The organism is Serratia sp. CY38905 (assembly GCF_052168875.1).
Taxonomy (GTDB): domain Bacteria; phylum Pseudomonadota; class Gammaproteobacteria; order Enterobacterales; family Enterobacteriaceae; genus Serratia; species Serratia sarumanii.
On sequence record NZ_JBJNLV010000008.1, the window covers coordinates 74,273 to 95,198 of the forward strand.

Sequence of the window (20,926 nt, forward strand, 5' to 3'; positions counted from 1 at the left end):
CTTTCAGCTTTTTCCGAACCGCCGCCAACGCCGCCGCCTGCGCAGTTCTCCACGCGGCGGCCGCGCGGCGGCGGCCCGCTCCACTGGCATTTTCCCCGATCAATCCGTATAACTGTCCCCTGTTTATTCACCGTTCTCAATACAGATACCAGACCTATGAATGACCCACTGAGCCGCATTATTGCAACAGAACTGCAGGCCCGGCCGGAGCAAGTCGACTCCGCCATCCGTCTGCTGGATGAAGGTAATACCGTGCCCTTTATTGCACGCTATCGTAAGGAAGTCACCGGGGGCCTGGACGACACCCAACTGCGCCAGCTGGAAACCCGCCTGGGTTATCTGCGTGAACTGGAAGATCGTCGTCAGACCATCCTGAAGTCGATCGATGAACAGGGCAAACTGACCGAACAACTGGCGGGGGCGATCAACGCCACGCTGAGCAAGACCGAACTCGAAGACCTCTATCTGCCGTACAAACCGAAGCGCCGCACCCGCGGCCAGATCGCCATCGAGGCCGGTCTGGAACCGCTGGCGGACGCGCTGTGGCTGGATCCGCAACAGCAGCCGGAACAGCTGGCTGAACGCTACGTCGACGCCGACAAGGGCGTGGCGGACGTCAAAGCCGCCCTCGACGGCGCGCGCTATATCCTGATGGAGCGCTTCGCCGAAGATGCCTCGCTGCTGGCCAAGGTGCGCGACTACCTGTGGAAAAACGCCCATCTGGTGTCCAAAGTGGTCGAGGGCAAGGAAGAAGAAGGCGCCAAGTTCCGCGACTATTTCGATCACCACGAACCGATTTCCCAGGTGCCTTCGCACCGCGCGCTGGCGATGTTCCGCGGCCGCAACGAAGGTGTGCTGCAGCTGGCGCTGAACGCCGATCCGCAGTTTGAGGAAGCGCCGCGCGAAAGCCAGGCGGAGCTGATCATCATCAATCACCTCAACCTGCGCCTGAACAACGCCCCGGCCGACGCCTGGCGCAAGGCGGTGGTCAACTGGACCTGGCGCATCAAGGTGTTGCTGCACCTGGAAACCGAGCTGATGGGCACGGTGCGCGAGCGCGCGGAAGATGAAGCGATCAACGTTTTCGCCCGCAACATGCACGATCTGCTGATGGCCGCGCCGGCCGGCATGCGCGCCACCATGGGCCTCGATCCGGGCCTGCGCACCGGGGTGAAAGTCGCCGTGGTCGACGCGACCGGCAAGCTGGTCGCCACCGACACCGTCTACCCGCACACCGGGCAAGCGGCCAAAGCCGCCGCCATCGTCGCGGCGCTGTGCATCAAACACAACGTGGAGCTGGTGGCCATCGGCAACGGCACCGCTTCGCGTGAAACCGAGCGTTTCTATCTCGACCTGCAAAAGCAGTTCGGCGAGGTCCGGGCGCAGAAAGTGATCGTCAGCGAAGCGGGCGCGTCGGTGTATTCCGCGTCCGAACTGGCGGCGCAGGAGTTCCCGGATCTCGACGTGTCGCTGCGCGGCGCGGTGTCCATCGCCCGTCGTCTGCAGGATCCGCTGGCGGAGCTGGTGAAAATCGACCCGAAATCCATCGGCGTCGGCCAGTATCAGCACGACGTCAGCCAGAGCCAGCTGGCGAAGAAGCTGGACTCGGTGGTGGAAGACTGCGTGAACGCCGTCGGCGTCGATCTGAACACCGCGTCGGTGCCGTTGCTGACCCGCGTGGCCGGCCTGACGCGCATGATGGCGCAGAACATCGTCAACTGGCGCGACGAGAACGGCCGCTTCAGCAACCGTGAGCAACTGCTGAAAGTCAGCCGCCTGGGGCCGAAGGCCTTCGAACAGTGCGCCGGCTTCCTGCGCATCAACCACGGCGACAACCCGCTGGACGCTTCCACCGTTCACCCGGAAGCCTACCCGGTGGTGCAGCGCATCCTGGCCGCCACCGAGCAGGCGCTGCAGGACCTGATGGGCAACGCCTCGGCGGTGCGCAGCCTGAAAGCGGTCGACTTCACCGACGACAAGTTCGGCGTGCCGACGGTCACCGACATCCTGAAAGAGCTGGAGAAGCCGGGCCGCGATCCACGTCCGGAGTTCAAAACCGCCACCTTCGCCGAAGGCGTGGAAACCCTCAACGATCTGCAGGTGGGCATGATCCTGGAAGGGTCGGTCACCAACGTCACCAACTTCGGCGCCTTCGTGGATATCGGCGTGCATCAGGATGGCCTGGTGCACATCTCCTCGCTGGCGGACAAGTTCGTTGAAGATCCGCACACCGTGGTGAAGGCCGGCGACATCGTCAAAGTGAAGGTGATGGAAGTCGATCTGCAGCGTAAACGCATCGCGCTGAGCATGCGCCTGGATGAGCAGCCGGGCGAAGGTTCACCGCGCCGCGGCGGCAACGCGCCTGCACAGACGCGCGACCACACCAACCGTTCGGCGGGCGGCAACAAGGCCAAACCGCGCAACGCGGCGCCGGCCGGCAACAGCGCCATGGGCGACGCGCTGGCGGCGGCATTCGGCAAGAAACGCTAAGTCAGATCCAACAGGGGGCGGAGCCTGCTCCGCCCCTTTCTGATGAATAAAACTTGCGGCATTTCTTGACCCGCCTCAATAAACCGTCATCTTTTTATTTCCCGCGCCTGCGTGACCACCCTCCCATTATTCAGGCAACAACAATCCCTTCTGCAGCCATTTATTAACAACTTCGTTAACACGCATTTTTCATCTCGCGAATTGTGAGAGAAACACAAATGGTTACCGCTCGCATTACGGCGGAATAATGTTATCGAATTGCCTTTCGGTGGAAATAAATAAAGGGAAAAAACCATCTATATTTGCAAACAAGAAAACTCGGCTACAAATACGTAACTGATTTAACTCGCCATTCTCATTTGTTCCCCAGCGCAACCGGTGGTAAAACGTCGTTAATCAAGACAACGCCATCAAAAACTGTCGACGCCATAATAATTGGTTACAATACCCTTACTTTTTGTATTGAACGCGATAATGATAATTACTATTATTTGCGCTCACTTTATTGCATGACCTTATGGATGAATACCGCCGACGGCGTGGCATTTTCGCCGGCAACGTCCAATTATCATCAGCCCGATGCTCATCGGCACCCGGAAGGTTAATCACATGCAGCTCCAACCTAAACGCACGTATAAGATTGTCGGCTTTTCCGGTGAAATTGCGCCGGCCTACCGCCAGAAACTGTTATCGCTCGGCATGCTGCCCGGCTCTTCGTTCGACGTAGTGCGCATCGCACCGCTAGGCGATCCGATAGAAATTAAAACTCGCCGCGTCAGCCTGGTGCTGCGCAGGAAGGATCTGGCGCTGCTGCAGCTCGACGGCCAGCCCTGAGCCGACACGCTCTCCGTTTGCCGACGCGCCTTTGCGCCGGCGCTGTTCTCCTTGAAGACGACACGCTGAACTATGAAAAAACTCACCATCGGCTTAATCGGTAACCCGAACTCCGGCAAAACCACGCTGTTCAACCAGCTGACCGGCGCACGCCAACGGGTCGGCAACTGGGCGGGCGTGACGGTCGAACGCAAAGAAGGCCATTTCACCACCCCGCAGTCCGACGTGCGGCTGGTCGATTTGCCCGGCACCTACTCCCTGACCACCATTTCAGAGCAAACCTCGCTCGACGAGCAGATCGCCTGCCACTACATTTTGAGCGGCGATGCCGATCTGCTGATCAACGTGGTCGACGCCTCCAACCTGGAGCGCAACCTCTACCTGACGCTGCAGCTGCTGGAGCTGGGCATTCCCTGCATCGTGGCGCTGAACATGCTCGACATCGCCAAAAGTCAGCATATCGATATCGACGTCGCCGCGCTGTCGGCGCGCCTCGGCTGCCCGGTAGTGCCGATGGTCTCCACCCGCGCCGACGGCATCGGCGTGCTGAAACAGATGATCGACAATCATCACATCAACGAACAGCAGGCGCTGGTGAACTACCCACCGCTGTTGCTGAAAGCGGTCGCCACGCTGAGCGACGCCATGCCGCAAACGCTGCCGGCGGTGCAGCGCCGCTGGCTGGCATTGCAAATGCTGGAAGGCGACATCTACAGCCACCGGCTGGCCGGTCCCGCCGTCGCGCTGTTGCCTGCGGCTGCCCAGGCGTTGCAACAGCAGCAGCAGGAAGATCCGGCGCTGGTGATCGCCGACGCGCGCTACCAGTCCATCGCCGCCCTGTGCGATGAGGTCAGCAACTCGCAGCAGGCGATGCCCAACCGTCTGACCGAGCTGCTGGATAAAGTGATCCTCAACCGCTGGCTGGGCGTGCCGATCTTCCTGCTGGTGATGTACCTGATGTTCCTGCTGGCGATCAACATCGGCGGTGCGCTGCAGCCGATCTTCGATATCGGCTCGGCGGCGATCTTCATTCAGGGCATTCAGTGGCTCGGCTACACCCTGCACTTCCCCGACTGGCTGACCGTTTTCCTGGCGCAGGGCGTCGGCGGCGGCATCAATACCGTGCTGCCGCTGGTGCCGCAGATCGGCATGATGTACCTGTTTCTGTCGTTCCTGGAGGATTCCGGCTACATGGCGCGCGCGGCGTTCGTGATGGATCGCCTGATGCAGGCGCTCGGGCTGCCGGGCAAATCCTTCGTGCCGCTGATCGTCGGCTTCGGCTGCAATGTGCCGTCCATCATGGGCGCCCGGACGCTGGATGCCCAGCGCGAGCGCCTGATCACCATCATGATGGCGCCGTTCATGTCCTGCGGCGCCCGTCTGGCGATCTTCGCGGTGTTCGCCGCCGCCTTCTTCGGCCAGGACGGCGCCGGGGTGGTGTTCTCGCTGTACATGCTCGGCATTGCGGTGGCGATCCTTACCGGCCTGGTGCTCAAATACACCCTCATGCGCGGCGAAGCCTCGCCGTTCGTGATGGAGCTGCCGGTCTACCACGTGCCGCACCTGAAAAGCCTGCTGCTGCAAACCTGGCAGCGGCTGAAAGGCTTCGTGCTGCGCGCCGGCAAGGTGATCGTGGTGGCCAGCATATTCATCGGCGGCCTGAACAGCTTCTCGTTCAGCGGCAAGACGGTCGACAACATCAACGACTCCGCGCTGGCCTCGGTTTCCAGGGTGCTGACGCCGCTGCTGCAGCCGATGGGCGTCCACAGCGATAACTGGCAGGCCACCGTCGGGCTGGTGACCGGCGCGATGGCGAAAGAAGTGGTGGTCGGCACGCTGAATACGCTGTACACCGCCGAGCGCATCAACAAAGAGGCGTTCGACGCCGCCAACTTCAACCTGCTCGATGAACTGGGCGGCGCGCTGAACGAAACTTGGGACGGCCTGAAAAATACCTTCAGCCTGAGCGTGCTCTCCAACCCGATCGAAGCCAGCAAGGGCGACGGCGAGATGGGCGTCGGCTCGATGGGCGTGATGAGCAGCAAATTCGGCTCCGGCATCTCCGCCTACAGCTATCTGATCTTCGTGCTGCTGTATGTGCCTTGCGTCTCGGTGATGGGCGCCATCGCCCGTGAATCGAGCCGCGGCTGGATGACCTTCTCTATTCTGTGGGGGCTGAACGTGGCCTACTCGCTGGCGACGCTGTTCTATCAGGCGGCCACCTTCAACCAACACCCGCAGTACAGCCTGACGGCGATCCTGGCAGTGGTGCTGGTGAATCTGCTGGTGCTGTTCGGCCTGCGCCGGGCGCGCAGCCGCGTCACGGTGCGCCTGGGCAACGCCACGCCGGCGGCCTGTTGCCAGAGCGCCAAAGGGAGCTGTCACTGATGGCCGGGCTGCTGCAGGTGCGCGATGCGCTGGCGCTGCGCGGCAGCGCCCAGGCGCAGCAGCTCAGCCACTCGCTGGCGACGCCACTGCCGCTGGTGCAGGCGATGCTGGATCGATTGACGGCGATGGGAAAAGTGGAACGCATCGAACAGGATGACGGCGCCTGTCTGAGCGGCAGTTGCAAAAGCTGCCCGCAGGGGGAGGGGTGCAGCACGGTGTTCTATCGGCTGAAGGCCTGACGATCAGGGGCGCCATGACGGGCGCCCCTTTGCCGTTCAAGGCTTATTGCTTGTCTTTGTAAACTTCGGCGATGGCGCTGAATTTACCGTGTTCGCGGCCTGCCAGGATCACGTAGTATTGACCGCCCTTTTCGTCAGCCAGTTTGGACAGCTCTTCCTTGGCATCCATCGGTGACGTGGTTTCCGCCGTCGTGGTGACGGTGCCGATCTTCTCGTATTTACCCGGGTTCTTATCCAGATCTTCCTTGGTCAGCAGGGTTGCCGCCATGGAGCCGAAAGACACCGAACCCAGCACTGCCGCTGCAATAATCATCTTCAATGATTTCATGACACTAACCTCTCAATGGATAATTTATCTGTTATGAAAGCCGTCAAGAATCCATGCGTAGTACCGCAGGCTGCCGCGACATCCTCAGGCCTCGTTGCTTTCCCTGACGGGGCCTGTTTCCCAGAGACGAAACGCCAAAATGAAAAGCGCCGCACGCGGTCTTTTCATTTTGCAGCCAACGCATTGACTCACTAAGTATCGAACAGCTTTGTCTTTTATCCACCCGGCGGCGTTTTTTTTAGCGCCCTATCGTGCGATTTCCCACCGGATTCAATGTGCTGCAATAAACGCTTCGATCATCGTCACAAATTCATCGGGATGAGAGATAAACGGCGCATGGGCGGCTTTGGCCACGATCTGCGACGCAGAATGCGGCCAGGCGGCATCGAGCAGCTCGGCGACCTTGCGCGGCACCAGCCCGTCCAGATAGCCGTAGATCCGCAGCAGCGGCAGATTCAACTCCGCCAGCGGCACGCGCAGATCGGCGGTGCGCAGGATCTCCAGCCCGCCGTTCAACACCTCGACGCTCGGGGTCGGTTGGCTGAGCACCACCGCTTTCAGCTGGCGCGCATCCTGACGCGCGCTCTCGGTGCCCAGCGTCTGCAACGCCAGAAAACGCTCGACGGTGCGCTGGAAATCCAGACTCAGCTGATGCTGGAAACCGCTCAGCACGTCCGGGCGGATCCCCGGCCACTCATCGCGGGCGGCAAAGCACGGCGAGGAGGCTACGGTGATCAGCCCCTTGACCCGCTCGGGCTGCATCAGCGCCGCCTGGCTGGCCACCAGTCCGCCGAGCGACCAGCCTAGCCACCAGGCCTGCGGCGGGGCGGCCGCCAGCACGATTTCCGTCATCTGCACCAGCGACAACGCGCCGAACCCCTGGCTGCGGCCATAACCCGGCAGATCGACCAGGTGCAGGCGAAAATGTGGCGCCAGTCGCGCCTGAATGCAACTCCACACTTCGGCGTTCAAGCCCCAGCCGTGCAGCAGCACAAGATCGCGTTCGCCCTCACCTATTGTTTGCCAGTACAGCGCTGTCATTGGTTATTGTCCTTTCATGCTTATCCGTCTCGGAGGCTCTATGCTATCAATCCGCAGCCGCTGTTGGCTATGCCGACAGCCGTTGAGCCTGATGCGTCATGGCATTTGCAGCTGCTGCCTGCGCCATCTGCCGGCCCACCCGCCGTGTTGCCCGCGCTGCGGATTGCCCGCCGGGGAGACGCAAACCCCCTGCGGCCGCTGCCTGCAACGGCCGCCGCCCTGGCAGCGGCTGGTGTTCGTCGGCGACTACGTTGCGCCCCTCAGCCAACTGGTAAAGAGGTTCAAGTTTCACCGCGCGCCCGAGCTGGCGCCGACGCTGGCGCGCCTGATGCTGTTGCGGTGGCAGCAGACGCGCAGAGAGCAGAATCTGAACAGACCCGACCTGATTTTAGCGGTACCCTTGCATACATCACGCTGTTGGCGCCGTGGTTATAACCAGAGCGATCTGCTGGCCCGGCCGCTGGCGCGCTGGCTGGGCTGCGCCTATTGGCCCGCCGCTTTGCGCCGGGTGCGCAAGACAGCCCTGCAACAGCGGCTGAGCGCCGGAGCGCGCAGGCGCAATTTGCAGCGCGCTTTCACCTGCACGGTGCCGGTCGCCGGCCGGCATATCGCCTTGGTGGATGACGTGGTGACCACCGGCAGCACCGTCGCGGAAATCGCGGCGCTGTTGCGGCGGCAAGGCGCCGCCTCGGTGCAGATATGGTGCGTTTGCCGCACGTTGTAGTGCCACGGCAATGGGCGTATTATAACCGACTATAGAAGTCAACTATTGAGCTAATGCTATGATCCGTATAACAGATGCTGCACAGGAACACTTTGCCAAACTGCTGGCAAATCAAGAAGAAGGCACCCAAATCCGCGTATTCGTGATCAACCCGGGCACGCCGACGGCCGAATGCGGTGTCTCTTATTGCCCGCCGGACGCGGTAGAAGCGACGGATACCGAACTGAAGTTCGACAAACTGTCCGCCTATGTCGATGAGCTGAGCGCGCCGTATCTGGAAGACGCCGAAATCGACTTCGTGACCGACCAGCTGGGTTCTCAGCTGACGCTGAAAGCGCCAAACGCCAAGATGCGCAAGGTCGATGACGACGCGCCGCTGATGGAGCGCGTGGAATACGTGCTGCAGTCGCAGATCAACCCACAGCTGGCGGGCCACGGCGGCCGCGTGACGCTGATGGAGATCACCGACGACAACATGGCGATCCTGCAGTTCGGCGGCGGCTGTAACGGTTGTTCGATGGTCGACGTCACGCTGAAAGAAGGCATCGAGAAAGAGCTGCTGCAGAAATTCCCGGAGCTGAAAGGCGTGCGCGATTTGACCGAGCACCAGCGCGGCGAGCACTCCTATTACTGATCCCCGGCGCTCGCGCCGCGGTGGATAACACAATGCCGGAAGGGGGAAACCCGTTCCGGCATTGTCGTTTTCAGCCCACCGACACCTTGCGCCGCCGTTTGTCCAAATCCTTCAGCAACCGGTTTATCCGCGGATCGGCGAACATCTCCTCCAGCGTTTCGGTCAGCTTGCGCCGCCAGTTAGGGTATTGATCGCTGGTGCCGGGAATATTGACCGGATCGGCCATGTCCAGCCAGTCTTCCGGCTGCAGGCCGAGCAGGGCGCTGGCGCTGTCGGCGACATAGCGCTGCAGGCCGCGGTTAAGCAGCGGGCTCATGCCGAGCAGCGCCGCCTTCTTGCCCACCTTCTGCGGCACGCAGCCATAGCGATGCAACCCGTCCAGCAGCCCCTGCTTGGCGCGTTCCCGATCGGCGAACAGCGCCCGCAGGATCTCCGCATCCGGGTAAAGGCCCAGCCGGTTGCCGAGCGTCAGATCGTCGCTTTGCCAGTAGCCGCGCAGCGTCGGCAGATCGTGGGTGGTGATGGTCGCCATCGCCTGCACCGGATAGGCCTGCGGCGCGCGGAAATGGTGTTCGCCGTCGCTTTCGAAATACAGCACTTTGTAGGAATAGACGCCGCTGTCGCGCAGCTTGCCGACGATCTCCACCGGCACGGTGCCGAGATCCTCGCCGATCACCATGCAGCGGTGGCGCTGGCTTTCCAGCGCCAGCACCGCCAGCAGATCGTCCACCGGGTATTTGACGTAGGCGCCGCGATCGGCGGTTTCGCCATACGGGATCCACCACAGCCGCAGCAGCGCCATGACGTGATCGATGCGCAGCGCGCCACAGCTGGTCATGTTGGCGCGCAAAAGATCGATGAACGGCTGATAACCGCGCGCCGCCATCACGTGCGGATCCATCGGCGGCAACCCCCAGTTTTGCCCGAGCGGCCCCAGGATGTCCGGCGGCGCGCCGACCGACGCTTTCAGGCAGTACAGTTCGCGGTCACACCAGGTTTCCGCCCCGCCTTCCGCCACCCCGACCGCCAGATCGCGATACAGGCCAATCGGCATCTGCTGCTGCCGGCTCTGTTCGAAACACTGCGCGAACTGCGTGGCCGCCAGCCACTGCAGCCACAGGTAAAAGCGGACCGCGTCCTGATGCTCATCGCAGAACTGCCGCACCGCTTCGCTCTGCCCACGCCGATAGCGCTCGGGCCAGGCCGGCCACCCCCACTGGCTGGCGTCTTTGGCCGCCAGGTGGGCATGCAGCGCATCGAACGCCGCCTGCTGATACAGGCTTTCGCCGCCCTCAGTCACGAACCGTTCGAATGCCTGACGCTGCGCGTCGTTCGGCTTGCGCGCCTGAAACAGCGGGAACGCCAGCTTCAGCCCCGTCAGCTTCAGCTGCATCACGGCGGTGTAATCCACCCACTCCGCGACGCGCGCCTTGGCCAGCTGCTTCTGCGTCGCCGGCTTCTGCCACCAGCGCTGAGCCGCGTCGCTGCGTTGGAAATCCTCCACCGCGTTGACGTCGATATACGCCAGATTCAGCCAGCGGCGCGACGAGGGGCTGTAGGGGCTGGCGCTCTCCGGGTTGGCCGGATACAGCGCATGGATCGGATTGAGGCCGACGAAAGCGCCGCCGCGTTCCCCCACCTGCTCCACCATCAGGCGCAGATCGCCGAAATCGCCGATGCCCCAGTTGCGATCGGAACGCAGCGTATACAGCTGAACGCAGGCGCCCCACAGCTTCTTGCCGGTCAGCAAGGCGTTCGGCTCGAAGCAGCGCCTCGGCGCGACGATCACTCGACATGACCACTGCCGCGCGCCCTGGCTCAGCGTCAATTGGTGGTAGCCCGCCGGCAGATCGCCCGGCAGCGTCAGGGTCTTGCGCGCGCCGACGCGCCCCTGCAGGCATTCGCCGTCTTCACGCTGCAGCGCCCACAGGTACTCGCCTTCGCCCGCCGGGGTCAACGCCAACGGCGCGCCCTGATAGAACACCTTGACCGCCGGTAACGGCGACGCCGCCCCTTCCTGCGCGGCTTCGGCCCGATTCATGGCCGCCAGCAGCTTGCGCTTGGTCTCCGGTTCAATCGCCTGCCGCTTGCCGTGGGCATTGATGAAATCGGCGGCGATCCCCGCCTGTGCCGCCGCCTGATCGATACGCTTGCGATCCATTCGTTCTCCTTAACGTTTGGCTTGCCAGATGCGCTGCTGGTAATCGCGGATCGAACGATCCGAGCTGAACATGCCGACGCGCGCGGTGTTAAGGATAGTCCGCCGCGTCCATTCGTCCCGATCGCGGTACAGTTCATCGACCCGGCTTTGCGCCTGGCAATACGAGGCGAAGTCCGCCAACACCAGATAGGGATCGCCGCCCTCCAGCAGGCTGTGCAGCATCATGTCGAACGCGTGCTTGTCGCCGTGGCTGAACGCGCCGCTCGCCAGCTCATCCAAAATCGCCTTCAGGTGCTTGTCTTTCTTGCGGTAGCTGAGCGGATCGTAGCCCTTCGCCAGTATCGCCTTCACCTGCTCCACGGTATTGCCGAAGATAAAGATATTGTCTTCGCCCACCTGCTCGGCGATTTCGACGTTGGCGCCGTCCAGCGTGCCGACCGTCAGCGCGCCGTTCAGCGCCAGCTTCATATTGCCGGTGCCGGAGGCCTCTTTGCCGGCGGTGGAGATCTGCTCAGAGATATCCGCCGCCGGGATCATCAGTTCGGCCACCGACACGCGGTAGTCGGGAATGAACGCCACTTTCAGGCGGTCTTTCACCAGCGGATCGTTATTGATCTTCTCGGCCGCCTGGTTGATCGCGTAAATGATGTTCTTCGCCAGGTAGTAGCCCGGCGCCGCCTTGGCGCCGAACAGGAAGACGCGCGGCACGATGTCCAGATTCGGGTTGTCGCGCAGCTGGCGATACAGCGACAGGATGTGCAGCAGGTTCAGGTGCTGGCGTTTGTACTCGTGCAGACGCTTGATCTGCACGTCGAAAATCGCGTCCGGGTCGAGCGTCAACCCCATCACGCCGTGCACGTAATGGGCCAGCGCCACCTTGTTGTCGCGTTTGATCTGCTGATAACGCTGGCGGAACGCCGCGTCGTCGGCGAATTTTTCCAGCCCGCGCAACGCGTCGAGATCGTTCGCCCATTCCACCTTCAGCGTCTCGTCGATCAGGCCCGACAGCGCCGGGTTGCACTGTTTCAGCCAGCGGCGCGGCGTGATGCCGTTGGTGACGTTATGGAATTTGTTCGGCCACAGCTGGTGATATTCCGGGAACAGATCCTTCACCACCAAATCCGAGTGCAGCTGCGCCACGCCGTTGACCGCAAAGCCGCTGACCACGCACAGGTTGGCCATGCGCACCTGCTTGTTGTGGTGCACCGCCAGTTTGGCCCACACCGCCTCGTCGCCCGGCCAGTGCTTATCCACCAGCTTTTTGAACCTGGCGTTGATCTGTTTGATGATGGAGAAATGGCGCGGCAGCAGGCTGCGCACCAGTTTTTCATCCCAGCACTCCAGCGCTTCCGGCATCAGGGTGTGGTTGGTATAGGCGAAAGTGTTGCTGGTGATCGCCCAGGCCGCCTCCCACTCCAGCTGGTGTTCGTCCAGCAGAATGCGCAGCATTTCCGGAATGGCGATGGTCGGGTGGGTGTCGTTCAGTTGGATCACTTCGTACTTCGGCAGCTCTTCAATCTTGCGGCCGGCCTGATGGTGCTTGCGCAAAATGTCCGCCACCGAGCAGGCGCACTGGAAATACTGCTGCATCAGGCGCAGGCGCTTGCCGGCCTGATGGTTGTCGTTCGGGTAGAGCACCTTGGTCAGCTTGTCGGCTTCTACGCCCTGCTTCTCCGCCTGCAGGAATTTGCCGTCGTTGAAATCGCTCAGGTTGAACGGATGCTGATGGGTCGCCTGCCACAGGCGCAGCGGCTGCGCCACGCCGTTGCGATACCCCAGCACCGGCAGATCCCAGGCTTCGCCGCGCAGGGTGAAGGCCGGGCGCCACAGTTCGCGGCCGTCGGCCTGCTTTTCCAGCTTGCCGCCGATGCCCACGTCCACCGCCAGCGCGGCGTTGTGGCGGAACCACGGGTAGCTCTCGCGCTGCCAGTTATCCGGCGCCTCTTGCTGCTGCCCACCCTGGAACGACTGGCGGAACAGCCCGTACTGGTAGTTCAGCCCATACCCGGTGGCCGGTTGCTCCACCGTCGCCATCGAGTCAAGGAAACAGGCCGCCAGCCGCCCCAGCCCGCCGTTGCCCAGCGCCGGATCGGTTTCCTGCTCCAGCAGATCCGCCAGCTTGACGTTCTGCTCCGCCAGCGCCTGCTCGACGGTGTCGTACCAGCCCAGGTTGATCAGGTTGTTCGCCGTCAGCCGGCCGATCAGAAACTCCATCGAGATGTAGTTCACGTGGCGCAGCGGTTTGGCGCTTTTGCGCGGCGCCGGCTGTGCGGCCAGCTGCTCGGCCAGCGCCGCACTGACGGCTTCCCACCATTGATGTTGCGTCATCTGCTGTGCGGAACTGAGGCCGAACCGTTGCCACTGACGGGCAAGCGCCGCCAGAAAAGCATCCTTCTTGAGCGTAGGCTGTGACATAAGGAAAACTCTCTATCCAGTAAGTGGGTCAAATTGCCGCTATCGTGCCGGTGAGAAAGCCTGACGGCATCATCCCGCCTGGGGATTAGCTGGGGAGGAGGATTGGGGCGTAGCTGGAATTGTGATCTCAGGCACTGTTTGACTCCCTTGCAACGATGCAAAAAAGCCCGCCAACGCGTGCGGCGAGCACTGAGAACGTTAGCCATGACGTTAGCACAAGTATTCGCACTGCTGAAGTTTTGTGCATGGCCGGAAATGCGATCTGCAACCGCAACGCCGCGCGCCGACGCCAAACGTAAAAAAGTGTGATCGATAGCAACTTAACTCCAAGCCGATGCGGAAGCTTGTTGCAATACGTTTAGGGTTGGCAGAAGTTAGGGGGAGCTATTAATTACGAACCATAAAATAATTAGCGCCACTCCAATCCCGGCGGGAACCGCGATTTATACCCTGGAATACTATGCTGATCCCATCAAAACTGAGCCGCCCGGTACGGCTGCAAAATACCGTGATCCGCGATCGCCTGCTGGCCAAACTGGCCAGCGCGGGCAACTATCGCCTGACACTGGTCAATTGCCCGGCGGGATACGGAAAAACCACGCTGATCGCCCAATGGGCGGCCGGCAAGGCCGATCTGGGCTGGTATTCGCTGGACGAGAGCGACAACCAGCCGGAGCGCTTCGCCAGCTACCTGATCGCCGCGCTGCAGCAGGCCAGCGGCGGCCGCTGCGTCAAGAGCGAGGCGCTGAGCCAGAAACACCAGTACGCCAGCCTGTCGGCGCTGTTCGCCCAGCTGTTTATCGAGCTGGCCGACTGGTACCAGCCGCTGTACCTGGTGATCGACGACTACCATCTGATCACCAACGACGCCATTCACGAAGCCATGCGCTTCTTCCTGCGCCATCAGCCGGAAAACCTGACGCTGATCCTGCTCTCGCGCACCCTGCCGCCGCTCGGCATCGCCAATCTGCGGGTGCGCGATCAGCTGCTGGAAATGGGCACGCAGCAGCTGGCGTTTACCCATCAGGAAGCCAAACAATTCTTCGACTGCCGCCTGGCGGCGCCGATGGAACAGCAGGACAGCAGCCGCCTGTGCGACGAAGTCGAAGGTTGGGCCACCGCGCTGCAGCTGATCGCGCTGTCGGCCCGCCAGTCCGCCTCGTCGGCTCAGCTGTCGGCCAAGCGGCTGGCGGGGCTGAACGCCAGCCACCTGTCCGACTATCTGGTGGACGAAGTGCTGGATCACGTCGATGCCGAGGCGCGCGCCTTCCTGCTGCGCTGTTCGGTGCTGCGCTCGATGAACGACGCGCTGATCGTGCGGCTGACCGGCGAAGACAACGGCCAGCAGCGGCTGGAGGAGCTGGAGCGCCAGGGGCTGTTTATCCACCGCATGGACGACACCGGCGAATGGTTCAACTTCCATCCGCTGTTCGCTTCTTTCCTGCGCCAGCGTTGCCAGTGGGAGCTGGCGCTGGAGCTGCCGGGGTTGCACCGCGCCGCCGCCGAGGGCTGGCTGGCGCTGGGGTATCCGGCGGAGGCCATTCACCATGCGCTGGCGGCCAGCGACGTCAGCATGCTGCGCGATATCCTGCTGCAACACGCCTGGTCGCTGTTCCACCACAGCGAACTGGCCTTGCTGGAGGAGTGCCTCAACGCGCTGCCTTATGAGCGCCTGATCCAAAATCCCAAGCTGGCGCTGCTGCAGGCCTGGCTGGCGCAGAGCCAGCACCGCTACGGCGAGGTCAATACCCTGCTGGAGCGCGCCGAGCGCACCATGCGCGAGCAGAAAATCGAGATAGACCAAACGCTGCACGCCGAGTTCGACGCCTTGCGCGCCCAGGTGGCGATCAACGCCGGTAAACCGGAAGAGGCCGAGCGGCTGGCGACCGAAGCGTTGAAATTCCTGCCGCTGTCCAGCTATTACAGCCGCATCGTCGCCACCTCGGTGACCGGCGAAGTGCACCACTGCAAGGGCGAACTGGCGCGCGCGCTGCCGATGATGCAGCAAACCGAGCAGATGGCGCGTCGTCATCAGGCCAACCATTACGCGCTCTGGGCGCTGCTGCAGCAGAGCGAAATCCTCATCGCCCAGGGCTTCCTGCAGGCCGCTTACGAAACCCAGGACAAGGCGTTCGAACTGATCCGCGAACAGCACCTGGAACAGCTGCCGATGCACGAGTTCCTGCTGCGCATTCGCGCGCAGATCCTGTGGTCGTGGTCGCGGCTGGACGAGGCGGAAGACGCGGCGCGCACCGGGCTGAAAATCCTGGCGAACTACCAGCCGCAGCAACAGTTGCAGTGCATCGCCATGCTGGCCAAATGCTCGCTGGCGCGCGGCGATCTGGACAACGCCAATACCCATCTGCAGCGCTGCGAAACCCTGCTGCACGGCGCCCACTACCATCGCGACTGGCTGACCAACACCGACAAGTCGCGGGTGATCCACTGGCAGATGACCGGCGACACCGCCGCCTCTGCCCAGTGGCTGCGCCACACCGAAAAGCCCGGCATGGCGGACAACCACTTCACGCAGGGCCAGTGGCGCAACATCGCGCGGGTGCAGATCCTGCTCGGCCAGTATGAAGAGGCCGGCGTGGTGCTGGATGAGCTGAACGAAAACGCCCGCCGCCTGCGGCTGGTGAGCGATCTCAACCGCAACCTGCTGCTCAGCAACCAGCTCTACTGGCTGCAAGAGCGCAAGGGCGAAGCGCAGCAGGCGCTGATCGAAGCGCTGTCGCTGGCCAACCGCACCGGCTTTATCAGCCACTTCGTCATCGAGGGCGAAGCGATGGCGCAGCAGCTGCGACAGCTGATCCAGCTCAACACGCTGCCGGAGCTGGAACAGCATCGCGCCCAGCGCATCCTGCGCGACATCAACCAGCATCATCGGCACAAGTTCGCGCATTTTGACGAGAATTTCGTCGATAAGCTGCTGACCCATCCGCAGGTGCCGGAGCTGATCCGCACCAGCCCGCTCACCCAGCGCGAATGGCAGGTGCTGGGGCTGATCTATTCCGGCTACAGCAACGACCAGATCGCCGGCGAGTTGGACGTGGCGGCCACCACCATCAAGACGCACATCCGCAACCTGTATCAGAAACTGGGCGTGGCCCATCGCCAGGAAGCGGTGCAGCAAGCGCAGCAGCTGTTGAAGATGATGGGGTACGGCGCCTGAGAGTCAGCGCTGGCCGTAATAGGCGCCGGCGCCATGTTTGCGGCTGAAATGCTTTTCCAGCAGATAGTCATCGATCCGTTTCAGGCCGGGGTTAATATCCCGGCTGATCCACGCCATTTTCGCCACCTCCTCCAACACCACGGCGTTATGCACCGCCTCATCCGGCGTCCTTCCCCAACTGAACGGGCCATGCTGATACGCCAGGATGCCGGGAATGTGCAGCGGTTCACGCCCTTTCAGGGTTTCGATAATCACCCGACCGGTGTTCAGCTCATATTCCCGCGCCACCTCTTCCGCCGTCAGCCCGCGGGTACAAGGAATGTCGCCGGAAAAATAGTCGGCGTGGGTGGTGCCGAGCGCCGGTATCGCTTCACCCGCCTGCGCCCAGGCGGTGGCATGGGTAGAGTGCGTATGCACCACACCGCCGAGTTGGGGGAACGCCCGATACAGCGCCAAATGCGTCGGCGTATCGGACGAAGGCCGCAGTTGCCCCTCGACAACCTCACCTCGCGTATTCACCACCACCATATCCTCAGCCCGCATCGTTTCATAAGGTACGCCGCTGGGTTTGATCACCACCAGCCCACTGGCCCGATCGATGCCGCTGACATTGCCCCAGGTATAGGTCACCAGCCCGTGCTCAGGCAACGCCATATTGGCTCGGTACACCTGACTTTTCAGTTGCTCCAGCATGCTCCCCCCTTATTTCCAACCCGGCCTCGACCATGCGTTCAACCACCCAGGCTCGCGCATCCCGCACCACCCGCAGCGGATCGTCCGCTTTCTCGCTCCACATCTCGAGCAGATAGGGGCCGCGATAGCCGCTCTGCAACAGCGTTTCGAAACAGCGCACGAAATCGACCACGCCCTCGCCGAACGGCACATTCTTAAACTCCCCCGGCCGCGTATCCTTAACGTGTACCGCCACGATATGTCCGCGCCCGGCCATGAGCTCCATCGGCACATCGTTGTCCCAGGCAGACAAGTTGCCGATGTCCGGGTAAAGCTGAAACCACGGGTTATTCAGGTAGTGGGCATAGCCCAGCGCCTTGCTGATCGAGTTCATCAGCGGATAGTCCATGATTTCCATCGCCAGCATGACCTGCGCACGGCTGGCCATCTCCACCGCCTGCGCCAATCCGGCGCGGAACCGGGCGCGGGTCTGCGCAGTTGACTGCTGGTAATAAACGTCATACCCGGCCAGTTGGATCACCCGGATGCCGGTATCCTGCGCCAGCCGAATAGCTTTTCGCACGATCTCCAGTCCCCGGTCGCGCGTGGTGTCGTCTGCACTGCCCAACGGAAAACGCCGGTGGGCGCTGAGGCATAAAGAAGGGACGCGCACACCGCTCGCCGCAACGGCGCTAACCAAGGCGAGCCGCTGTTCAGCGCTCCAGTCCAGCCGCGCCAGGCGGCCGTCGCTTTCATCGATCGACATTTCAACGAAATCGAATCCCAACTCACCCGCCAGCTGCAGACGCGTCAGCCAGTCCTCGCCCGGCGGCAACGCTTTCTCATAGATGCCCAACGGCACGGATTTGTGCAACATAACCGCTCCTCAGCCCCACAGCTGGGCAATGACGGATTTAAATTCCCGCGCCGCCGCGACCGGATCGGCGGCATCGCGAATGCTGCGTCCGGCGATAAAGACGTGGATGGGAATGCCCTGGAACAGTGGCAAGTCTTCCAACGCCAAACCGCCGGTGACCGTCACCTTAAAACCCATCTCGCTCAGGCGGCGCACCGCGCGGATATCGTCTTCGCTCCATGCGACCCCTGCGGCCTGCGCATCGCGGCTGCGGTGGTACACCACCTGACCCATTCCCGCTTCACGCCACGCCTGCGCCTGTTCCCAGGTCCAGAACCCCGTCAGTTCGATCTGCACGTCGCCACCGAACTCATGCGCCACCTGCAGGGCGCCCTTGACCGTATTGATGTCGGCACAGCAGATCACCGTGATCCAATCGGCATGCGCCTCGAAGCACATTCGCGCCAAAATCTGACCCGCATCGGCGATTTTTGCGTCCGCCAACACGATGCGATCCGGATACAGCGCTTTCAGATCGCGCACGGCGCGCACGCCTTCCGCCACGCACAAAATAGTGCCGACTTCGATGATGTCGACTTCGGCCGCGATCAGGCGAGTCGTATCGTAAGCCGCGGCCATGGACAGGTTATCCAGCGCCACCTGCAACATCGGTAACTGCGTGTTCATTGTTTGTCTCCTTCAATCAATTCGCCGCCGTAGACGTTTTGTCGATCAACGCCAATACCTCGCTCGCGTGGCGACAGGCCCGCAAGCGATCGAAGTTCGCCTCATCTTCAAACAGATTCACCACTTGCATGATCCCCACCTCCTGATGCGTTTTGGCGTCCACCGCCGCCAGGGTGATCAAGATGTCTATCGGATCGTTGTCCTCATCGCCGAAACACACCGGCGTTTTCAAGGTGACCAAGGCGAAGCCGGTTTTCAGCACCCCTTCCTCCGGCCGGCCGTGCGGCATCGCCAGGCCCGGCGCCAGCACGAAGTAAGGGCCGTGCCGTTCGACGCCGGCCAAAATGGCGTCGAAATAGCGCGGTTCCACCACCCCGGCAGCCACCAGCAAATCGACGCCCAACCGCACCGCCTGCCGCCAGTCAGTAGCCTCCGCCTGCAGCTGGATGGCGTTGTTTTGCGCCAACGAATCGCTCAGCTTCATCACTCGCTCCTTACTGCTTCAAATCTTGCGGAAAATGCGTGCCGATAACTTCCATCAGCTTCGGGCCGAAGTCCGCCGCCGAGAGCATATTGCGCACCCCAACCACATATTTGTTGCCGCTCACGACGATTTCGTCGGCGACATGGGTGGAAGCGATGATGATGTCGGCCCCGTTCAACTCGGATTTGTATTCCCCCACCGCACAGCTGTTGACCGAATGATTCACACCTTGCTGCGTTAAAAATTGGTCGACTTTCATTTTCATGATCATGGAACTGCCTTGCCCGCAACCGCATACCGCCAGGATTCGTACCGTCATAATCTGCACTCCTATTAACGTGACGCTGGTTCAACCGATTGTTTTTCAGCATCTTCTTCCGCACGCAGGGTGCGTCCGGCGAAGAACATGTACAGCAGGGCGATAACGATCACCACACCCATAAACCACAGGCCCAGACTCAGCCCCTGCATCAGCGGCGGCGCCAGAATCGACCAGTCCGCCATGCCCATCCAGGCGCTTAGCCCGGTCAGTTTGATGGCCCACACGCAGCCGAAGATCTCTATCATTCCCATCACCAGACAGATCTTCATCGCCGCGCGCCAGCCGCCGAAGTGGTTAGCGAATACGCCGATGGTGGCGTTAGAAAAGAACATGGGAATGAAACCGGGAATGATCATGATGGAAGAACCGAGCGCCAACAGTATGCCGACGGCGATCAGTTGGCCGATAGTGCCCCACATAAAACCCCACACCACGGCGTTGGGCGCGAAGCTATAAATGGCGGCGCAGTCGATGGCCAGTACCGCGCCGGGGATCAGACGTTGGGATATGCCGTTAAAGGCCTCGGTCAATTCGGCGACGAACATGCGCACGCCCTGCACGATGATGAAAATCGCCACCGCGAACATCAGCCCGGTTTGCAGGATATAGATGCTCCAGTGGGTTTTACCGGCCATCGCCTGCAGAGTGTCCAAGCCGAACGAGCACAGAATGATGCCGAAAAACAGCGTCATCACGATGGCGGTGGACACGATGTTGTCATGGAAAATGTTCAGCCACCCGGGCAGCTTCAGATCTTCCACGCTGTCCTCTTTTTTACCGAGATACGGTGCGGCCTTGTATGCCAGCCACGAAGCGAACTGCTGTTGATGCCCGATCGAGAAGCCGCTGTTTTCCGTTACCGCCTGCGTCGGCTTGAACATCATGTTGGAGGTGATGCCCCAGTACAGTGAAGCCAATAGCGCGCTGCACAATACCGTCGTCCACATGCCGTAACCCAGAATGTAGAAAAATACCGCGATCAGCCCGACCTGCTGAAACATGATGTGGCCGGTGAGCATGATGGTACGAATCCCGGTAATACGCCGCAGCAGTACGTAGAGAATGTTCAGCGCCAATGCCAGCAATACCGCGTAGCCGACCCAGCTGTAGGCGTCCCCCATACGTTCGATGGTGGCCATCATCGAAGCATAGGTGTCCGAAATCGCCCCGTTGATGCCGTATACCTCGGACAACTTCGCCACGACCGGTTTGAACGTGCCGGTCAGGATGCCGGAGCCGGCCTGCAATAACATGAAACCGATAATAGTCTTGATGGTGCCTTTGATGATGACCGCCGCGCTTTTGCGCAGCAACGTGTAACCCAGCAGTGTAACCAGCCCCAGCAGCAGCGGCGCATTGGTCATCACCTGGTTAAAAAAGACGGTGAAGATGGTGTAAAGGGTTTCCATACGGCTCTCCCGGAAAGGTTGGCGTGCAGGTAACGCTTTCACCATATCAATCACCAACAATCACAAA

Annotated in this window: 17 protein-coding genes; 7 read left to right on the top strand and 10 right to left on the bottom strand. The window is 61.6% G+C overall.

Features of this window, described 5'->3' with window-relative positions; genetic code table 11:
- Window positions 1-156 precede the first annotated feature (156 nt).
- The 4 genes from ACJ8MK_RS17230 to ACJ8MK_RS17245 all read left to right on the top strand — a co-directional run bounded on the left by ACJ8MK_RS17230 (window position 157) and on the right by ACJ8MK_RS17245 (window position 5,951).
- Window positions 157-2,490 carry a Tex family protein gene (locus ACJ8MK_RS17230; RefSeq protein WP_193168800.1) on the top strand — a complete coding sequence of 778 codons (2,334 nt, stop codon included), beginning with the start codon at window positions 157-159 and terminating at the stop codon, window positions 2,488-2,490.
- Window positions 2,491-3,099: 609 nt separating this feature from the next.
- Window positions 3,100-3,324, top strand: a complete 225-nt coding sequence (gene feoA / locus ACJ8MK_RS17235) for a ferrous iron transporter A (RefSeq protein ID WP_060439507.1) — start codon at window positions 3,100-3,102, stop codon at window positions 3,322-3,324.
- A gap of 72 nt (window positions 3,325-3,396) precedes the next feature.
- Window positions 3,397-5,712, top strand: coding sequence for a Fe(2+) transporter permease subunit FeoB (gene feoB / locus ACJ8MK_RS17240; protein WP_442517922.1), 2,316 nt, complete (start codon window positions 3,397-3,399; stop codon window positions 5,710-5,712).
- Window positions 5,712-5,951 carry a FeoC-like transcriptional regulator gene (locus ACJ8MK_RS17245; RefSeq protein ID WP_041037028.1) on the top strand — a complete coding sequence of 80 codons (240 nt, stop codon included), beginning with the start codon at window positions 5,712-5,714 and terminating at the stop codon, window positions 5,949-5,951. The genes feoB and ACJ8MK_RS17245 overlap by 1 nt, the downstream gene beginning before the upstream one ends.
- A gap of 43 nt (window positions 5,952-5,994) precedes the next feature.
- Here the strand turns inward: ACJ8MK_RS17245 and ACJ8MK_RS17250 are convergent, their stop codons facing one another.
- Complete coding sequence (locus tag ACJ8MK_RS17250; RefSeq protein ID WP_004930765.1) at window positions 5,995-6,279, bottom strand: YdgH/BhsA/McbA-like domain containing protein; 285 nt, start codon at window positions 6,277-6,279, stop codon at window positions 5,995-5,997.
- A 270-nt stretch (window positions 6,280-6,549) separates the two neighbouring features.
- Window positions 6,550-7,320 carry a pimeloyl-ACP methyl ester esterase BioH gene (gene bioH / locus ACJ8MK_RS17255; protein ID WP_060439511.1) on the bottom strand — a complete coding sequence of 257 codons (771 nt, stop codon included), beginning with the start codon at window positions 7,318-7,320 and terminating at the stop codon, window positions 6,550-6,552.
- A 40-nt stretch (window positions 7,321-7,360) separates the two neighbouring features.
- Here bioH and gntX point away from each other — a divergent pair, with 40 nt between their 5' ends.
- Both gntX and nfuA read left to right on the top strand, forming a co-directional pair.
- Window positions 7,361-8,044, top strand: coding sequence for a DNA utilization protein GntX (gene gntX, locus ACJ8MK_RS17260; protein WP_060449763.1), 684 nt, complete (start codon window positions 7,361-7,363; stop codon window positions 8,042-8,044).
- Window positions 8,045-8,102: 58 nt separating this feature from the next.
- On the top strand, window positions 8,103-8,678 hold the full coding sequence (nfuA, locus tag ACJ8MK_RS17265; RefSeq protein ID WP_004930777.1) for a Fe-S biogenesis protein NfuA: 576 nt from the start codon (window positions 8,103-8,105) through the stop codon (window positions 8,676-8,678).
- A gap of 70 nt (window positions 8,679-8,748) precedes the next feature.
- Here nfuA and malQ read toward each other — a convergent pair whose 3' ends face one another.
- Window positions 8,749-10,839: a 4-alpha-glucanotransferase gene (gene malQ, locus ACJ8MK_RS17270; RefSeq protein WP_442517923.1), complete on the bottom strand. Its 2,091-nt coding sequence runs from the start codon at window positions 10,837-10,839 to the stop codon at window positions 8,749-8,751.
- Window positions 10,840-10,848: 9 nt separating this feature from the next.
- Window positions 10,849-13,254, bottom strand: coding sequence for a maltodextrin phosphorylase (malP, locus tag ACJ8MK_RS17275; RefSeq protein WP_033649338.1), 2,406 nt, complete (start codon window positions 13,252-13,254; stop codon window positions 10,849-10,851).
- Window positions 13,255-13,714: 460 nt separating this feature from the next.
- Between malP and malT the strand changes: the two genes are divergently transcribed.
- Window positions 13,715-16,429 (top strand): HTH-type transcriptional regulator MalT, encoded by a 2,715-nt coding sequence (malT, locus tag ACJ8MK_RS17280; protein ID WP_442517924.1) that lies wholly within the window; start codon window positions 13,715-13,717, stop codon window positions 16,427-16,429.
- Window positions 16,430-16,432: 3 nt separating this feature from the next.
- On the opposite strand, the gene ACJ8MK_RS17285 is transcribed toward malT, so the two are convergent.
- From ACJ8MK_RS17285 to ulaA, 6 genes are read right to left on the bottom strand one after another with little or no spacing between them, the layout of a single operon-like run.
- Window positions 16,433-17,119 carry an L-ribulose-5-phosphate 4-epimerase gene (locus tag ACJ8MK_RS17285; protein WP_049195642.1) on the bottom strand — a complete coding sequence of 229 codons (687 nt, stop codon included), beginning with the start codon at window positions 17,117-17,119 and terminating at the stop codon, window positions 16,433-16,435.
- On the bottom strand, window positions 17,070-17,978 hold the full coding sequence (locus ACJ8MK_RS17290) for an L-ribulose-5-phosphate 3-epimerase (RefSeq protein WP_197803379.1): 909 nt from the start codon (window positions 17,976-17,978) through the stop codon (window positions 17,070-17,072). Before ACJ8MK_RS17290 ends, ACJ8MK_RS17285 begins: the two co-directional genes overlap by 50 nt.
- A 9-nt stretch (window positions 17,979-17,987) precedes the next feature.
- Window positions 17,988-18,644, bottom strand: coding sequence for a 3-keto-L-gulonate-6-phosphate decarboxylase UlaD (locus ACJ8MK_RS17295; protein WP_033649343.1), 657 nt, complete (start codon window positions 18,642-18,644; stop codon window positions 17,988-17,990).
- 16 nt (window positions 18,645-18,660) lie between these two features.
- A complete protein-coding gene (ulaC, locus tag ACJ8MK_RS17300) occupies window positions 18,661-19,128 on the bottom strand; it encodes a PTS ascorbate transporter subunit IIA (RefSeq protein WP_440482691.1) in 468 nt (155 codons plus the stop codon).
- A 10-nt stretch (window positions 19,129-19,138) separates the two neighbouring features.
- Window positions 19,139-19,447 carry a PTS ascorbate transporter subunit IIB gene (gene ulaB, locus ACJ8MK_RS17305; RefSeq protein WP_033636327.1) on the bottom strand — a complete coding sequence of 103 codons (309 nt, stop codon included), beginning with the start codon at window positions 19,445-19,447 and terminating at the stop codon, window positions 19,139-19,141.
- A gap of 14 nt (window positions 19,448-19,461) precedes the next feature.
- On the bottom strand, window positions 19,462-20,859 hold the full coding sequence (gene ulaA, locus ACJ8MK_RS17310; protein WP_033636328.1) for a PTS ascorbate transporter subunit IIC: 1,398 nt from the start codon (window positions 20,857-20,859) through the stop codon (window positions 19,462-19,464).
- Window positions 20,860-20,926: the final 67 nt, after the last annotated feature.

Bases quoted from the DNA above. Each gene is read 5' to 3' on its own strand.
- malQ (WP_442517923.1), bottom strand. From the start codon at position 10,839: ATGGATCGCAAGCGTATCGATCAGGCGGCGGCACAGGCGGGGATCGCC.
- ulaA (WP_033636328.1), bottom strand. From the start codon at position 20,859: ATGGAAACCCTTTACACCATCTTCACCGTCTTTTTTAACCAGGTGATG.
- ACJ8MK_RS17295 (WP_033649343.1), bottom strand. From the start codon at position 18,644: ATGAACACGCAGTTACCGATGTTGCAGGTGGCGCTGGATAACCTGTCC.
- feoB (WP_442517922.1), top strand. From the start codon at position 3,397: ATGAAAAAACTCACCATCGGCTTAATCGGTAACCCGAACTCCGGCAAA.
- ACJ8MK_RS17250 (WP_004930765.1), bottom strand. From the start codon at position 6,279: ATGAAATCATTGAAGATGATTATTGCAGCGGCAGTGCTGGGTTCGGTG.
- ACJ8MK_RS17290 (WP_197803379.1), bottom strand. From the start codon at position 17,978: ATGTTGCACAAATCCGTGCCGTTGGGCATCTATGAGAAAGCGTTGCCG.
- nfuA (WP_004930777.1), top strand. From the start codon at position 8,103: ATGATCCGTATAACAGATGCTGCACAGGAACACTTTGCCAAACTGCTG.
- ACJ8MK_RS17230 (WP_193168800.1), top strand. From the start codon at position 157: ATGAATGACCCACTGAGCCGCATTATTGCAACAGAACTGCAGGCCCGG.
- ulaC (WP_440482691.1), bottom strand. From the start codon at position 19,128: ATGAAGCTGAGCGATTCGTTGGCGCAAAACAACGCCATCCAGCTGCAG.
- gntX (WP_060449763.1), top strand. From the start codon at position 7,361: ATGCTATCAATCCGCAGCCGCTGTTGGCTATGCCGACAGCCGTTGAGC.
- malT (WP_442517924.1), top strand. From the start codon at position 13,715: ATGCTGATCCCATCAAAACTGAGCCGCCCGGTACGGCTGCAAAATACC.
- bioH (WP_060439511.1), bottom strand. From the start codon at position 7,320: ATGACAGCGCTGTACTGGCAAACAATAGGTGAGGGCGAACGCGATCTT.
- ulaB (WP_033636327.1), bottom strand. From the start codon at position 19,447: ATGACGGTACGAATCCTGGCGGTATGCGGTTGCGGGCAAGGCAGTTCC.
- feoA (WP_060439507.1), top strand. From the start codon at position 3,100: ATGCAGCTCCAACCTAAACGCACGTATAAGATTGTCGGCTTTTCCGGT.
- malP (WP_033649338.1), bottom strand. From the start codon at position 13,254: ATGTCACAGCCTACGCTCAAGAAGGATGCTTTTCTGGCGGCGCTTGCC.
- ACJ8MK_RS17245 (WP_041037028.1), top strand. From the start codon at position 5,712: ATGGCCGGGCTGCTGCAGGTGCGCGATGCGCTGGCGCTGCGCGGCAGC.